Below are 15,408 nucleotides of genomic sequence, written 5' to 3' on the forward strand. Positions count from 1 at the left end.
AGAACACAATCGGAGGAGACCCCATGACAACGAGCCTTCCCCCCGAGACCACGGCCTGCGCAGTGCCGATCCGGACCGAGGCGACGCACGATCGCCCCGCGGATGAAGCGAGAAAGGGGGCGGCCCGCGCATGGGTGAAGCTGTCCCGCCCTGTCGCACATATCGGCGATGCGCGGTCGCTGGCGATCCCGGCCTCGACCACGCATCAACGGATCGCCGGGGTGACGCCGGGCCCTGTGCGGCTTTCGGTAATAATCGCGGATCTGGCGCAGACAACGCGGGAGGCGGCGTGATGACCCTGCCCGTTCTGGACCTGTCGGGCTTCCACGGACCCGACCGCGCCGCATTCGTCCGGCGGTTGAAAGACATCCTGCATGACCACGGCTTCTTCTACCTCACCGGCCATGGCGTGCCGCAGGAACTGAGCGACGCGCTTTTCGCCGCGGCGAAACGGTTCTTTCCCCTGCCCGAGGCGCAGAAGCTCGACATCGAGATGGTGCGCTCGCCGCATTTCCGGGGCTACAATCGCGCGGGCTATGAACACACCCGCGGCGCGCCCGACTGGCGCGAACAGATCGACTTCAACACCGAAGGCACAGCCGAAAGGATCGCCCCCGACAGCCCGCCGTGGAAGCGGCTGCACGGGCCGAACCAATGGCCCGCGCAGGTGCCGGAGTTGAGGGATCTGGTGCTTGCCTATCAGGCGCAGGTGACTGAGGTCGGGATCATGCTGCTACGGGCGATCGCACTGGCGCTGCGCCAGCCCGAGGATGCCTTCGCCGATGTCTACGAACCCCAGCCGACGCAGCTGCTCAAGCTGATCCGCTATCCCGGTCGCGATACGGCAGAAAGCGATCAGGGCGTGGGCGCGCATAAGGACGGCGGGCTGGTGACGATCCTGTTGCAGGACAGCATTGGCGGGCTGCGGGCGCAGACGCCGGAGGGGGAATGGAGCGAGGTGCCGCCGCTGCCGGGCAGTTTCGTCATCAACGCGGGCGAATTGCTGGAACTGGCGACGAATGGCTTCGTACGCGCGGATATACATGAGGTGGTGGCGCCGCCGCCGGGGGTGGAGCGCTATGCGATCGCCTTCTTCCTCGGCGCGCGCTACGACGCGACGATCCCGGTCCTGCCGCTGCCCGAGGATCTGCGCGAACTGGAACGCGGGCTGACGGTCGATCCGCTCAACCCGCTGTTCCGCAGCGCGGGCCTGAACCACCTGAAAAGCCGGCTGCGCTCGCATCCCGATGTGGCGGCGGCGCATCACGCCGATCTGGCGGCGCTCCGGATCATCGAGCAGGTCGGATAAGACCCCGGGCGGCATCAGCCCCGTTGCAGATGCCGCCGGGCCACAGGCTGTAGCGCGACCCCGGCAAAGCAGATCCCGAAATGGATCGCCGCGCGGAACAGGCGCCTCGTCATGGAACCCGAGCCAGTTCGGATCCGTGGCCGCGGCCTTGGCGGCGTTCAGCAGGTCGAAGACCCCGATCACCGCAACCGATCGCCAGCAGCACCTACCACTACTTTGGCAGAAGTGTATTTTCAGGATTCCCAAGAGTCACTTGCGGTGATTCATAGAGTGCCAGCTTGTGGAGGCTGGCGATGGCGGATGATTGGCGGGACGATCTGGCGGAGTGGCTTCGTCCCTTTGTGGCAACATTGGGCGATCGTCGCAGGGCGCGGATGTGTCCGGCTTACGTTGAGGGGCTGATTGGTCCTGGCGATCGCAAGAGCGTGCAGCCCATGGCGATGCGTTCGCCCGGGATTGGCTATGATCAACTTCATCATTTTATTGGTGCCGCGCTGTGGGACAGCGCGCCGCTGGAGAAGGAACTGTGCCGGCAGGCAGACGCCTTGGTTGGTGGCAGCGATGCCTGGCTGATTATTGATGATACCGCGTTGCCCAAGAAGGGGCGTGCCTCGGTTGGGGTCGCACCGCAATACGCGTCGGCGCTCGGCAAGAACGCCAACTGCCAGACCCTTGTGTCGGTGACGCTGGCATCAGGCGAAGTGCCCGTGATGATCGGGCTTCGGCTGTTTCTGCCCGAGAAGCTGGACCAGTGATACGGCGCGCATGGATCGGGCAAAGGTTCCTGACGAGGCGCGCACCTACCGTACCAAGCCGGAGATCGCATTGGCCGAGATCGACCGTGTGCGCAGCGCAGGTGCGCGCTTTGGCGGCATCCTGGCCGACGCCGGCTATGGCCTGTCTGGCCCGTTCCGGCAGGCGCTCACCGAGCGTGGACTGACCTGGGCCGTGGGCATCCCTCACAAGCAGAAGGTCTACCCGGCCAACGTTGCCCTGATCTTCCCGATCGCCGGTCGCGGGCGACCGCGTAAGAACCATGTCCCCGATGTCCCATCTCGTCCGGCGCAGGAGATACTTGAGAAGGCGAAGTGGCAGGCCGTGAGTTGGCGGCGCGGCACGAAAGGCAAGCTCTCAGCCCGGTTCGCTGCCATGCGTGTCCGCGTCGCCGACGGACCGCCGCAGCGCATTGGCAATCTTGGCCAGCAGCATCTGCCCGGCGAGGAGGTCTGGCTGGTCGGCGAGCACCGTTCCACCGGCGAGCGCAAATACTACCTCAGCAACCTGCCGGCCGACACACCGCTCAAGAAACTGGCCGGGGCCATCAAGGCCCGTTGGGTCTGTGAGCAAGCCCATCAGCAGCTCAAGGAAGAGTTGGGCCTTGACCACTTCGAGGGCCGATCATGGCAGGGCCTGCACCGACATGCGCTCATGACCATGATCGCGTTCTCCTTCCTGCAAGCCCGACGCCTGAAGGCAGCGGGTGGGAAAAAAAAGGGCCCCAGCTCCCCCGCCGCAACCGAGCCTACCAGCTATCAGGCAGACGATCTTGATCCAGCTCAGTCAGCCGCCGCCCAACTGTCCCCACTGCCGTAGGAAGTGGCGAAAAATACTCAACAAACTTCTGCCAAAGTAGTGCTAAGCCCGGAGCGCGAAGGCCATGCAGGTGGCCCAGACCCGCAGCGTGACCGGCAGCCCCAATCGTTGACCGGCGATCAGCAGCCACGCCCCGGGCAGCACCACGATCAACAGCACCCCTCTCCCAGCCCGGCGGCATCAGGTTGCGATCTTGGATTTCGCCATGGTTCCCAATGGTCTTGATGATCGTATAGGCCCATTTCGGATCGAAACAGATGGTCTCGGCCAGCGATGGATCAATGCCCGGAAATCGTCGAGATGCCGCGAGGTGATGCCCCATTCCTCGGCTTGGATCAGCGCGTGGACCGTCCGGTTCACCACCTCAAACCAGCGGTCATCGCCCGCCGTGATCGCCGGGGCCAGCGGCTCTTTTGGCGGCCGTTCGGGCAGGAGGACGTCATCGTCTGGGTGCCACCGGATCGGAGCTATCCGGCGGGATCGCATCAAACCGCCCGGTTGCCAGCCCGGCAATGAATTCGGTCGAGCTCGCGATGGTGACCGGGGGGAAGCTGCGCCTCGTCGCGCGGAAGAAATCGGCGATGTTCAGTTGGCCCGTCGCACCCGCCTGCGCGCCGATGGTAGCGCCGCAAAGCGCTCAGGACCCCATGCCCGTCGCAGAACATCGCTGGGCTGAAAACGCGCGGGAGATCGTCACCGTCACGCGCGAAAGCATTCCCCGGTCGACACGCAGGCAGCCGCCGCCGCGAGGGACTGGTGAGCTCCACCCGGTCCGGCGTGCCGAACACGGCGGGCGACAGCGCCTTGCCGATGGCGATGAAGACCCCTGTCCATTTGCCGTCACTGCCGAAATCGGGCTTGGGCCGACGCCCGCCTTGATTACCCCACGGTCCTGAATGCGCTCAGGCGTCGGCCCCGGGCGGCAGGATTGTGCCAACAGCCGACGCGTGGACAAGGCCACGGGAAGGAGTCCGTCACGCGCATGATGGGCGCTCTATCGCGCACCTCCAGGCCGGACTGCGGCCCACCATCAACATTACACGTTGTTTTTATTTAATTATTCCATCAGGCCACCTCCCGCGGGCGAGAGCTTTTCCAAACACCTCAGCCGAAGAAAAACACCCGCCCCCGAACCAAAACACCGGACGGCGAAACGCACCTGAGGCTGGCTCCCGATCCTCGAAAGGTGCGGCTTCGACGCCGCAGCGGTTGCGCGGGCGTCTAGGCGCCCCGGACGACGGCCCGGATGATCGTTTCCGTGAAGGCGGTGATCTCGGTATCCGTCATGGGCGGGGCGAGGTTCAGGATCTGTTGGCGCTGTTCCCCGATCAGGATCAGCCGCAGCAGCCGGGCCAGAAGGGCGGGCTCGGCGCGGGCGGGGAACAGGCGGGCGATCAGGGCGCTGGCCTCGGTCTCGAAGGTCTGGCTCGCGCGGGCCGAAATCTCCCGGAAGCTGGCGGCGAGGTCAGGAAAACGACCCTGTTCCTCGATCAGGATGCGCGCGGTCGCCCGGCCCTCGGGGCCGAGCACCAGCCGCGCATAGGCGGCGACCAGATCGTGCAGGTCGCTGCCCCGCTCGGGCAGGCCCGCGAGCGTATCGGCGATGCGCTGCGTGCAGACGACGCGGAACAGATCCTCCTTCCCCGCCGCGAGTTTGTAGAGCGTCCGGGTCGAGATCCCGGCACGACTGGCGATGCGGCTCATGCTGGCCTGCGCAAAGCCCTGTGCCACGAATTCGGCGGCGGCGGCCTCGATCAGCAGGCTGCGGGTTTCGCCCGCGTCGCGCAGCGGCGGGCGGCCGGGGGGGCGCTTTGGGGTCTGGGAATCGGTTTCCATTGACAGGCTCGTCTGATTCGTGATTAGGAAAATACAAGTTTTCCAAACTAGGGCAACGCCCCTGCGGCGTTCGGAAGGGAGAGGCCCGATGTCGACACGCAAACTGCTTGCCGTTGTGGTGATCCTGGCGGCGGCGATCGGCGGCTATGCGCTATGGGCGATGGCCACGCCCCGCACGGTTCTGGTGCAGGGTGAGGTGGAGGCGACGCGCATCGACCTTGCCGCCCGCGTCTCGGGCCGGGTGCGGGAGGTGCCGGTGGGTTTTGGCGACCGGGTGGCGCAGGGCGATGTCGTCGTGATGCTGGAAAGCCCGCAGCTTCAGGCGGGGCTGGTGACCGCGCGGGCCGCGCTTGCCGTGGCCGAGGCGAACCGCGACCTGACCTTCTCGACCCGCCCGGAAACCATCGCCGCGCGCGAGGCCGAACTGGCCAAGGCCGAGGCCGATGTGGTGCTGGCGCAAAAGACCCATGACCGGATCGCCCGGCTGCGCGATACGGCGGTGGCCTCGGTCCAGACGCTGGACGAGGCGTCGAACGCGCTCGAACTCGGCGCTGCGGGCGCGGGAGGCGGCGACGGCGAACCTGCTGCTTGCGCGCAACGGCAACAGCCCGGAGCAGAAGGCCGTGGCGCAGGCGCAGGCCGATCAGGCGCGGGCCGCCCTGGAGCAGACCGAGACGGACATTGCCGAACTGACGGTACATGCCCCGATCGCCGGGCAGGTCGCGGCCCGCATGGCCGAGCCGGGCAAGAATTTCTCCGCCGGATCGCCGCTGATCTCGGTGGTCGATGTCGACAACGCCTGGTTCACCTTCAACCTGCGCGAAGATCTGCTCGACGGGCTGCGGATCGGCGATGAACTGAGCGTCCGCGTCCCCGCGCTGAAGGACCGCCAGATCCCGGCGCGGATTACCGCGATCAATGTGCAGGGCAGCTATGCCAACTGGCGCGCGACCAAGGCGACGGGGGATTTCGACCTGCGGACCTTCTCGATCCGGGCCGTGCCGGTGCAGCCGGACCCCGAACTGCGCCCGGGCATGAGCGCGCTGATCACCTTCGGGGGCTGAGCCATGGCCGCCACCCTGCTGCCAACCTTCCGGCGCGAGATTCGGCGGATCGCGGCGCAGCCGGGCCTGCTGTTCATGCTGGGGCCCTGCCCGCTCTTGCTGTTCGCACTGCTGGCCTCGATCTTTCACGCCGGACTGCCGACCGGCCTGCCCGTCGCGGTGGTGGATCTGGACGGCAGCCAGACCTCGCGCCAGATCGTGCGGATGGTCGATGCCACGCCGGACCTCGATGTCGCCGCCCGCCTGCCCAACCTGAGCGAAGCGCGGCAGGCGCTGCTGTCGGGCGAGGTCTACGGCATCGTGATGATCCCGGAAAACACCGAGCGCGACCTGCTGTCGGGCGCGCGGCCCGAGGTGGTGACCTTCTACAACAACCAGATGCTGACCGTGGGCGGCATCGTTGCGCGGGCCTCGGCCACGGCGCTGAACGGCTTCGCGGCGGGCGTTTCGCTACAGGTCCGGCAGGCGCAGGGTCAGGATAAGGCCGGGGCGATGGCGGCGGTGAACCCGGTTCCGGTGCAGCAAAGCCCGCTGTTCAACCCCGCGCTGGATTACACCCAGTTCTTGCTGGCCGCCGTCATGCCGTCGATGTTGCAGATCTTCATCTGCGCCAGCGCGGTGATGGCGCTGGCGCAGGACCGGGGCAGGCCGCTGGTGGCGAAGCTCGCGCCCTATGGCATCGTGTTCCTCGGGCTGATGTGGCTGGCCGATGCGATCATCTTCGGCTATTTCGGCGCGCCGTTCCGGGGCAGCATCGCGCTGCATCTGGCCTATACGGTGCTGTTCGTGCTGGCCTGCCTGTCGCTCGGCGCGGTGCTGGCGCTGGCCACGCGCGATACTGTGCGCGGGCTGGGGCTGGCCGGGCTGCTGACCGCCCCGGCCTTCGGCTTCGCCGGTATCGGATTCCCCCGCGCGGCGATGAACGGCTTCGCGCTCACCTGGGGGGCGATGCTGCCGCTGACGCCCTATCTGCAACTGCGCACCGATCAGGTGGTGCGGGGGGCGGATGTGGCGGTCTCGCTGCCCGCGCTGGCCTGGCTCGGGGGGCTGGTGCTGCTTTACGGCGGGCTGGCCTGGGCCCTGTCTGTGCGGGAGGGCCGGGCATGAGCGCGCTTCTCAAGGCGATGGCGGCGGCCCTGCGCCGGCTGTTTGCGGATCCGGCCGCGCGCGCGACGATGATGCTTCTCGATCGTCGTCTATTCCATGCTCTACCCGCAACCCTATCTGGGCGAGGTGGTGCGCAACATTCCGGTGGCCGTCGTCGATCAGGACGGCTCGACCGCCAGCCGCGACCTGATCCGCCGCCTTGATGCCTCCGAAGCGGTGCAGGTCGTCCCGGCCGCCGGTGGCTTCCCCGAGGCGCAGGCGCTGTTCTTCGCGCGCAAGGTGTCGGGGATCGTCCTCATCCCGCCGCAGTTCGAGCATGATCTTCTGGACGGCACCGCCGCCCCCATCGCGGCCTATGGCGATGCGGGCTATTTCATGGATTACGGCGCGATGATGGGCGCCGTGGGCGATGCCGCCCGCAGCCTGGGCGCCGGGATCCGGCAGGCCCGCCTGACCGGCATGGGCGTCGATGCCGCTGTGGCCGAGACCCTCGCCGCGCCGATGACCGTCACCTCCGTTGCGCTTTTCAACCCGCAGGGCGGCTATGCCAGCTATGTGATCCCGGCGGCCTTCGTGCTGATCCTGCAACAGACCCTGCTGATGGGCATCGGCATCCTGCATGCCGGGCGCAGACCTGCCGAGGGCATCGACATCATCGCCGCGCCGCTGGCCTATATCCTGTTCTACTGCCTCTGGATCGCGGTGACGCAGCTGCTTCTGCCGGTGGTCTACGGCATCCCCCGGCTGGGCGTGTGGTGGCACCTCTATGCCGTCGCCCTGCCCTTCCTGATGGCCACCTGCGCGATGGGCTTCGCCCTCGCCCAGGCCGTCCGCTCGCGCGAAGGGGTGGTGTTCTTCCTCGTGGTCGTGGGCCTGCCGCTGTTCTTCCTGTCGGGGATTTCCTGGCCTCTTGAAAGCACCCCCACCCTGATCCGCACCGCCGCCCTGCTGGTGCCCTCCACCACCGCGCTGAGCGCCATCGTCCAGGTCGATCAGATGGGCGCCGGGCTGAACGCCGTGACCGGCAAGGTGCTCTTGCTGCTGGCGCTGACGGTCGGATACACGCTGATCGCGCTGGCGCTGCATTGGTTGCGGGCGACACGATCACCCGCTCGGCCTGAGGGCTGATCCGAACATCCCCGGCAAGGCGCCGGTTCCAATGTGCGGCGATCGTTTTCCCGGAGGCGCCGGCGGGGCACGCCCCCGGCGCGGGGTCTTCGGCGCGCAGCAGCCAGGCAGCGGCGACGGCGCAGCAGGCCGCACAGGGTTTCGCGCGCCACGGCCCGCACGGCGTCGTCAGGGAACGGTCCCTGCCCTGCGCGAGCCAGAGATGCGCCGCTCCGCCTCGTGCAGCGGCCAGCACCCCGCGTCACCTCGCCGATGATGGCGTTCTCAGGCAGCACGGAAAACCCCAGCCCCTCGCGTGCCAGAGATTTAATATTGTTGCAGGAATCGACTTCCATCAACGGGATCAGTTCACGCCCGACCGATAGCGCACCGCACTTCGGCAGATCCCACAGGCCTTGGCCTTCGCCCGGCACGATCAGCGGCAGCACGGCGCGCTATCGCCTCCCCCGCCGGGGACAGGCCCCTCCCGGCGGCAAGGCCCCGCGCGCCGCAAACAGCAGCAGCGCTTCGGTGCCGATGCCCCGCTCCCCCGCCGGATCGCAAAGGATATCATCCTCCGGCTGTGCGGCCTATCTGCCCTTCCCACAGCCAAGCGTCAATTCGTCGGGGGAAAGCGGCCCCGATATTCGAGGCCGTCTTCTGACCCAATGCCACAAGAGCGTCCAGCAGTGCCAACTCGTCGGCATGGCGGCGACGCGCCGCTGCATCGGCCCGCCTTCCCTCAAGCCTGCAATCCTGCCGCCCAAGGCTTCTCGACGGGGAAGACAGTTGATGGAATAGCCCGGATCATTCATCTTGACGGAAATCGCTCCATCCGCGGGTCCGGCGGAGTCCGCAAGGCACATAGGTCGATCAGTCGGCCGTCCCGATAGTCTCCTATGCTGCGGCGCGGCCAGGGCCAGGGCACCCCGTCGCGGGACAGATACAGATCGCCCTCGAAACCCTCCGGCCATCGGCGGTCGGTCTGGCGCAAGCTCGCGGTCTCAATCGGACTCCGCTGGCCATCACCGTCCGTATCCGGCCCCAGATCGGCCAGGATCAGCATGGTGCTGAACTCGCCATCGACCCAGGCAACCTCTGCCGTCGCCATCCGCCCCCTGTCATCAAAGCGCAAGGCAGGCGGCATCCACGAAGACATGCGGAGGTGCGAGAGCCGCAGTGGGTACTCAGGCGAAAAGACCGGCGATCAGACGGGAGAGCCACATGGCAACGCCCTGACCCGCCGAGGAACCCACCGGGTTTTCGAAACCGGGACCGCACATCATGTCACCGGGACCAACCGGAACAGGGCCGAGATGGCAAGGATCGCGATAAGGCCGCCGAAGGCGATCTCGATCAGGCTGGCGAGGGTCGCCGCCCGGCCCAGCCCCGGAAGCGAAAAATGTATCCCCTTGCGCAAGCCAACCGCCAGCATCGCGGCAAGGCCCGTCACCATCATCGTGCCGATCCCCATGACATAGGCGCCCGCGATCCCGATCGCGTCCAGGTCCAGACGCCATGTCAGGATCAGCAGGAACAGCGCGCCCGTGCAGGGCCGCAGCGCGACCCCGGCCACGAGCGCGGCGGTTTCGCGCCAGGACCGTGCCGCCAGAACCTGTTCCGCATCCGGCATATGGGCGTGCCCGCAGCCGCAGGTTTCGGAATGCCGGTGGTCATGGGCGTGATGATCATGAGCGTGCAGCCATGGCGCCAACCTGCGCAACCCGCGCCAGACCAGAAACAGGCCCAGAAGCGCGATCGCCCCAGCCGAGAACGGCTCAAGCCCCGCCGAAGCGCCCTCGACCCCCTCGCGCGTGCCGCCGAAAAGCCACACGCCCACATAAACCAGCACCACCGCGACCGTCGCCTGGGCAAGGCTGGTAACCGCGGCAAGGCCGACCATGCGCTTCATCGGCAGCTCGCTCGCCATCCCGTAGGCCCCGATCAGCGCCTTGCCGTGGCCTGGCCCCAAGGCATGAAGGAAGCCATAGGCAAAGCAGATCCCCAAGAATGCACTGACCGCCCCGGTCTCGCCACCCCGCAGGGCACGCAGCGAACGCGCCAGCGCATTCTGATAGTCGCGCTGCCAACCCAAGGCTATACGGGCAACGCGGTCATCGAACCCGGTCCAGAAGATGAGACCAGCAACCACGGCCATCGCGACGAGGGCAGTCAGGACAAGCTTGCGCATTCCAGCCTCATATTGTCGGCGAAATCGCCGCCCACATCGGGATATTTGCCCTCATCCATAACCTCTTCATCGGTCAGCTTGGCGAGTTCGTCGCCATACTTGCGCTGCGCGGCGGCCATGTCCGCCGGCTCGATCAGGATGCGGCAACCCTTGCGACCACGGATCTCGGGTGTCCCGGCGAGGTCGTAGTAGGTGTAATAGGTCGGATCATAGACTTGCGCCCCGATCTGTCCGCCCTCGGGGCTGATCCGGTCCGGCAACGCGCGGATATGGGTCACAATTATCCTGCCCTGCTGATAGCGCACGGCAACGTCCAGCGGACCCGACAACACAACAGGCCTGCCGTCTTGGGTCAAATAGAGATCCCCTGCAAAATCCTCGGGCCAATCGCTGAACATGGTGGTGAGGCGGGAAATCTCGTCATCCGACAATGCGCCGTCGCCATCCTTGTCCATCTCCATGTCCTCGACCATCAGCATCGAGGAAAAGTCGTCAAAGGCCCAAATGACGCTGACGGCACCCAGCCTGCCCTCGCCGTCGAAGCGAAAGGTCAGTCCGGTGTCGATGAAGACATGCGGATGCGCCTCGGCCCTTCCAAATGCGAGGAGCAGGAACAGAACGGCGGGCCGAAGAAAGCACATGGGGCAGACTCTAGGCCGCGGGCAGTCTTTCGACAACTCACAAAACCGGTGCCGGTGTTTCCTCGCTGAGGACTTACCCCTTCGTTTCGGTTCCTTTCATCTTGATCCGGCCTGCGCTGCCGCGACCTGGATACAATCGACATCGTTATAAAGGGCGGAGACAAGACTTGCGGCGTCGCGGCATCTCGCTTGTTCTGGCTAGGTTGCGTTCGCATGTGCAGCGAACGACCGGAATCCGCCCTGCGGGTCGATCCGGGTGTGATGTTGTGCTTCTTCGCGCGGAACCTGCAAACGGCAACTGGGTCCGCAGAGCAGCCGCTGACCGCCACCACGAGTCATCTTGGTGCGCTGAAGCGAGTGAGCGGCGATGCCACCTCCATGTAGGTAAACCCCGTCGGCCCAGATGTAACGTAGCTGCGGGTGGAGAGAGCGCGGTGCTGCCAGCGGTCGTAATCCTCCTGCCAGCCCGCCGTGAGGCGTGAAATCACGCCCGGCGACAGGTTCGGCGCGTCCGCCCCCAGCAGCGCTGCCAAGGCCTCCAGACAATTCCCGGTCGAGACGCCGCGCGGGTAGGGCACCGGCAACAGAGGGCATCGAGGCTGTGGGACCGCCGCACCCACCGCAGCAGGATGTTCGAGGTGAAGCGGACGTTCTTCTCGGCCGGCACGTCGGTGGCGCGGTCGCGCATCTTGCGCCGCGGCACCGGCAAGGGGCCGATGCCGTGATGGACAACGCGTTGGCGGCCATCGGGCAGACGCTCGTCCGTGAACCTGGCGACAAAGCTCGCCGCTTCCGCCCTGAGCGCCGCGGCCAGCATCTGGCGGGCGATCTCGGTCAGCGGGTCAAGGATCGTTCCGGGCTGGTGAAGCGAGGGGATCGTGGTATCGCCCTTCAGGCGTATCGCTCCTTCGGGAGATTCTGGCAGGCTTCAGCACCCGCCACGATACGCCGCCTTCTCAGGCCACATCACCCATTTTCAGACATAGCCCGCGCGAGATGGAAGAAAGACCAGTGGCAGGTCACTGCCAGTACAGATCGCCCGATCATTTGCTTTCATCGAAGATCAACGCCCCGCCTGACGCCGGACCAATAAGTGGCTGCGGAGAATGGCTAAATACACCGGACCAAAGGATGCACGCCGTTAGACCCTGTGAGCCTTAGTTCAAGGCGATCAGATAATCCAGTGCCGCAGAAATAGTTTCGATCTCGCTTGGAACCGTGGCCACCTCAATTCACCTTCCGATCCCGGCGCAACCAATCCATCCGCTGCACATGCAGGCCCTACTGAGTCCGGCCTGAACAAGTCTCAGCCCATTGATTTTATGTGATGAAGCAGCAGTTTCGTTCGCGTTGAATCTCAGGATTTCGTATGCTTCGGCCAGAATCCCTGCACTTTCAGGTTGTCGATGAAACCCCATTCCCGCCCCCCGAACAGGATGACCTGCTGCGCCCGCGCCTGGCCGACATGATTGATGCCCGTCATGAGCTGGTGAAACTCGCGGCGCTGATCGACTGGGAGTTCTTCGAGCGGGAATGGGCGCGCTTCTTTCCCTCGCACCAGGGTCGACCGGCGACATCACCTCGCCTAGTCGCGGGGCTGATGTATCTGCAGCATGCCTTCAAGCTTCTCGGACGATGCGGTCATCGCCCGTTGGGTCGAGAACGGCTTGCGAATTTCGGAAGCGAGCCGGGGTGTCTATGGTAGCCGCGAAAGCCAAAGCAACAGCAGGACCAACGCCCGGAACGGTCATCAGCCTCCTGCAAGCAGCGTCATTCTTCGCAATGGACGGGAGCCGTTCATGAAACACGGTGAACTGCTCGCGAAGTTTCCGGCGCGCCACAAGAAGGGCATCCATGATGTCGCGCAGTTCCGGCACGTTGTCGGCCAAATCCCGGATGCGTGCCTCGAACTTTCCAGCGCCAACGATGACAACCTTCAGACCAAAATTGCGCAACAGCCCACGGATATCATTCTCGATCGCAATGGCCTTCTCCCGCAGCAGTTTTCGTGCAGTCAGCAGAACGCGCCGCTTCTGGCTTGCCAGCGTTTTGACGTGGACCGGTCGGGACAGATTGACGCGCATCATCTGTGCGATACCGCGAGCGTCATTTCGGTCAGTCTTGTTAACCTGCGCCTTCAGGAACGCCTTCGCGTGCCGTGTCTCAATGCAGATCGTCGGCAAGCCGGCTTCCGCCAAACCACTGAATAACCATTGCGACAATGGCCCTGCCTCAAGCCCGACCCGCACGAAATTCCAGGAAGGATCGGTCAGAGCCTCTGCAAGGTCGCCAGGATGGCTGGCAACCTTCATCTCGCGGCAAATCCGGCCCGTTTCGTCTACGATGCATACCGAGGTCTCTTTGACAGAAACATCCAATCCGGCAAAATGCTTTATGCTGCGCTTCCTTTCTGATCCTTGTGGCTGCGTCACACAGACCACGTTTATCATCAGCTCGAAGCGCAGCACCTCAACACATCGCCGCTAGATGGGACGCCAGCCGAATACCCCATCTGAACATCTAGGGCCCGTGGTCACGAAAATAGCAATCTGGCGGATATTCCCAAGCCCCTCATCCGCGCTGGCGTGCCAACAGGACGATGAAGAACAGCCCGCCGACCAGCCCGGTCACGACGCCGACGGGCATGTCGTTGGGCGCGGTTAGCCGTCGTGCCACAAGATCGGCCAGCACCAGGAAAATCGCCCCCAGCAGAGCGCTGGCGGGCAGGACGCGGCGATTGTCGCCGCCGATCAGAAGCCGGGCGATATGCGGCATCATCAGCCCGACGAAGCCGATCATCCCGGAAAAGGCGACCAGCGCGCCGGTCAGGAAAGCGCTGATGGTCAGCATCAGGATCCGCAACCGCCGCACGTCAACGCCAAGCGTGGCGGCGCTTTCGTCGCCCATGGACAGCGCATTCAATTCTTGCGCGTAAGCCAGGAACACCGCCCCGCTGAACAGCAGCGCGAAGGCCGGAAAGATCAGGTTGTTCCATTGCGCAAGGCCGAATCCGCCCAGCATCCAGAACACGACCGAATTGATCGCGCGCGGATCGGCCAGCATGATCAGCACGTTGCTGCCCGCCGCGATGACGAAGGACACCGCCAGCCCGGCCAGCACCAGCCGCGTGGAGCCAGTGCTGCGGGTGAAGCCCGCCACCGATACCACAAGCGCGGTGGCGGTCAGCGCACCCGCGAAGGCGAAGAGCGGCACGGTAAACGCCCCCAGCAGGTTGCCCAACAGCAGGATCGCCAGATTGGCGCCGAAACCCGCCCCGGCCGAGACGCCCAGCAGATGCGGATCGGCCAGCGGATTGCGGGTCACGCCCTGCATCACCGCGCCCGCCATCCCCAGCCCGGCGCCGACCATCGCCGCCAGCAGGGCGCGCGGCAGGCGCAGGTCCCAGACGATGTTCTGGCGCCCCTCGGTCCAGTCCGGTGTGACCGCGACCAGCCCCAGCTTGTGCGCTACGATGGCCCAGACCGTGCCCGCCGGGATCCGGGTCGAGCCGATGCTGACCGACAGGGTCAGCGCCAGCAGGCACAGGGCCAGCCCGGCGATGCAGAAGGCGACGAAGCGGTGGCGCAGGAAACCCGTCATCGCCGGTCAGCCGCCATGCAGGAAATCGGCCAGACGCTCGACCGCGCGGATATTACGCGGGCCGGGGGTCAGCTCGTCATAGCCCAGCACCAGGAAGCGGTCATCACGGATGGCGGCGACATGGGCGAAACCGGGATGGTTCTTCATTAGGGCGATTTTGTCCTCGGCCGCGATCTCGTAATCGACGATCACCACCACCTGCGGATCGCGCGCCGCCACGGTTTCCCAGTCGATGCGGACCCAGTTGCTGTCGATGTCCTGCGCGATATTGTCCCCGCCCGCCGCCTGAATGATCGCCTGCGGCATGGAATAGCCCCCCGCGGTCAGGGGCACCCGGTCGCCGGAATCGTAGATGAAGACGCGCGGGCGGTTCTCGCGCCCCGCAACCTTCTGCGCCACCCGGTCCAGGCGCGACTGGTATCCGGCGATCAGCGCCTCGGCCCGTTCGGGCACACCGAAGATCGCCGCCAGATTGCGCAGGTCGCGGAACAGATAGTCGAAGCCGGGCCGGTTCGCCTGCCCCAGCCGGATGCAGGATTCCGACAGTTCATAGACCGGGATGCCATAGCGGCCCAGGCTTTCCGGGGTGACCTCCCCGCCCACGCGCATGCCATAGCTCCAGCCCGCGAAATAAAGATCAGGATCCTCCTCCAGCAGCATCTCCAGCGTCGGATAGCCGCGCTGAAGCGGACGCAGCGTGGCGGCGGCGGGGAACAGGTCGGTCGCGGCCTCGACCCGCTCGATCCGGCCGCTATAGCCCAGCATCCGGTCCTCAAGCCCCAGGGCCAGCATGATCTCGACCAGGTTCGAGCCGTGGGCGATGGCGCGTTCGGGCGCGGCCTCGAAGGTGACCTCGCGCCCGCAACTGGTCACGGTGACGGGGAAATCACTACCGGCCGAGGGCTGGGCAGCCAGCAGCAGGGCGGCAAGGGAAAGGGTCAGGCGAAGCATGGCGGGGCT

12 protein-coding genes and 5 pseudogenes are annotated in these 15,408 nt (G+C 65.7%); 9 read left to right on the top strand and 8 right to left on the bottom strand.

What is annotated here, in order from left to right; all coding sequences use genetic code 11:
• Window positions 1-23: 23 nt before the first annotated feature.
• From QM789_RS21450 to QM789_RS21465, 4 genes and pseudogenes are all read left to right on the top strand, one after another.
• Complete coding sequence (locus tag QM789_RS21450) at window positions 24-293, top strand: hypothetical protein (protein ID WP_420353983.1); 270 nt, start codon at window positions 24-26, stop codon at window positions 291-293.
• Window positions 293-1,309 (top strand): isopenicillin N synthase family dioxygenase, encoded by a 1,017-nt coding sequence (locus tag QM789_RS21455; RefSeq protein WP_420353850.1) that lies wholly within the window; start codon window positions 293-295, stop codon window positions 1,307-1,309. The genes QM789_RS21450 and QM789_RS21455 overlap by 1 nt, the downstream gene beginning before the upstream one ends.
• 293 nt (window positions 1,310-1,602) lie before the next feature.
• Window positions 1,603-2,902 (top strand): annotated as a pseudogene (locus tag QM789_RS21460) (IS701 family transposase).
• Window positions 2,903-3,414: 512 nt separating this feature from the next.
• Window positions 3,415-3,798, top strand: coding sequence for a hypothetical protein (locus tag QM789_RS21465; RefSeq protein WP_420353851.1), 384 nt, complete (start codon window positions 3,415-3,417; stop codon window positions 3,796-3,798).
• A 325-nt stretch (window positions 3,799-4,123) separates the two neighbouring features.
• Here the strand turns inward: QM789_RS21465 and QM789_RS21470 are convergent, their stop codons facing one another.
• Window positions 4,124-4,738, bottom strand: coding sequence for a TetR/AcrR family transcriptional regulator (locus QM789_RS21470; protein ID WP_420353852.1), 615 nt, complete (start codon window positions 4,736-4,738; stop codon window positions 4,124-4,126).
• Window positions 4,739-4,898: 160 nt separating this feature from the next.
• Between QM789_RS21470 and QM789_RS21475 the strand changes: the two are divergent.
• The 4 genes and pseudogenes from QM789_RS21475 to QM789_RS21490 form a co-directional block, all read left to right on the top strand.
• Window positions 4,899-5,078, top strand: a pseudogene (locus QM789_RS21475) (biotin/lipoyl-binding protein); the annotation flags it as partial.
• A gap of 127 nt (window positions 5,079-5,205) precedes the next feature.
• Complete coding sequence (locus tag QM789_RS21480) at window positions 5,206-5,802, top strand: HlyD family secretion protein (protein ID WP_420353853.1); 597 nt, start codon at window positions 5,206-5,208, stop codon at window positions 5,800-5,802.
• A 3-nt stretch (window positions 5,803-5,805) separates the two neighbouring features.
• Window positions 5,806-6,909 (top strand): ABC transporter permease, encoded by a 1,104-nt coding sequence (locus QM789_RS21485; protein ID WP_420353854.1) that lies wholly within the window; start codon window positions 5,806-5,808, stop codon window positions 6,907-6,909.
• Between the two features lie 81 nt (window positions 6,910-6,990).
• Complete coding sequence (locus tag QM789_RS21490) at window positions 6,991-8,037, top strand: ABC transporter permease (RefSeq protein WP_420353975.1); 1,047 nt, start codon at window positions 6,991-6,993, stop codon at window positions 8,035-8,037.
• A gap of 1,261 nt (window positions 8,038-9,298) precedes the next feature.
• Here the strand turns inward: QM789_RS21490 and QM789_RS21495 are convergent.
• From QM789_RS21495 to QM789_RS21510, 4 genes and pseudogenes are all read right to left on the bottom strand, one after another.
• Window positions 9,299-10,207 carry a nickel/cobalt transporter gene (locus QM789_RS21495; RefSeq protein WP_420353855.1) on the bottom strand — a complete coding sequence of 303 codons (909 nt, stop codon included), beginning with the start codon at window positions 10,205-10,207 and terminating at the stop codon, window positions 9,299-9,301.
• Entirely contained in the window at window positions 10,189-10,848 is a 660-nt protein-coding gene (locus QM789_RS21500) for a DUF1007 family protein (RefSeq protein WP_420353856.1), read from the bottom strand. Before QM789_RS21500 ends, QM789_RS21495 begins: the two co-directional genes overlap by 19 nt.
• Window positions 10,849-11,229: 381 nt before the next feature.
• Window positions 11,230-11,790 (bottom strand): annotated as a pseudogene (locus QM789_RS21505) (transposase); the annotation flags it as partial.
• 415 nt (window positions 11,791-12,205) lie between these two features.
• Window positions 12,206-12,406: a hypothetical protein gene (locus tag QM789_RS21510; protein ID WP_420353857.1), complete on the bottom strand. Its 201-nt coding sequence runs from the start codon at window positions 12,404-12,406 to the stop codon at window positions 12,206-12,208.
• Between QM789_RS21510 and QM789_RS21515 the strand changes: the two are divergent.
• Window positions 12,314-12,512 (top strand): annotated as a pseudogene (locus tag QM789_RS21515) (transposase); the annotation flags it as partial. The gene QM789_RS21510 and the pseudogene QM789_RS21515 overlap by 93 nt on opposite strands.
• A 42-nt stretch (window positions 12,513-12,554) precedes the next feature.
• Here the strand turns inward: QM789_RS21515 and QM789_RS21520 are convergent.
• From QM789_RS21520 to QM789_RS21530, 3 genes and pseudogenes are all read right to left on the bottom strand, one after another.
• A pseudogene (locus QM789_RS21520) lies at window positions 12,555-13,298 on the bottom strand (IS110 family transposase); the annotation flags it as partial.
• Window positions 13,299-13,419: 121 nt separating this feature from the next.
• The gene (locus QM789_RS21525) at window positions 13,420-14,448 is read right to left on the bottom strand and encodes a FecCD family ABC transporter permease (RefSeq protein ID WP_420353858.1); all 1,029 of its coding nucleotides are present in this window, start codon (window positions 14,446-14,448) and stop codon (window positions 13,420-13,422) included.
• 6 nt (window positions 14,449-14,454) lie between these two features.
• Complete coding sequence (locus QM789_RS21530; protein WP_420353859.1) at window positions 14,455-15,399, bottom strand: ABC transporter substrate-binding protein; 945 nt, start codon at window positions 15,397-15,399, stop codon at window positions 14,455-14,457.
• Window positions 15,400-15,408 lie beyond the last annotated feature (9 nt).

It is taken from the genome of Paenirhodobacter sp., assembly GCF_047600745.1.
Lineage (GTDB): Bacteria > Pseudomonadota > Alphaproteobacteria > Rhodobacterales > Rhodobacteraceae > Rhodobacter.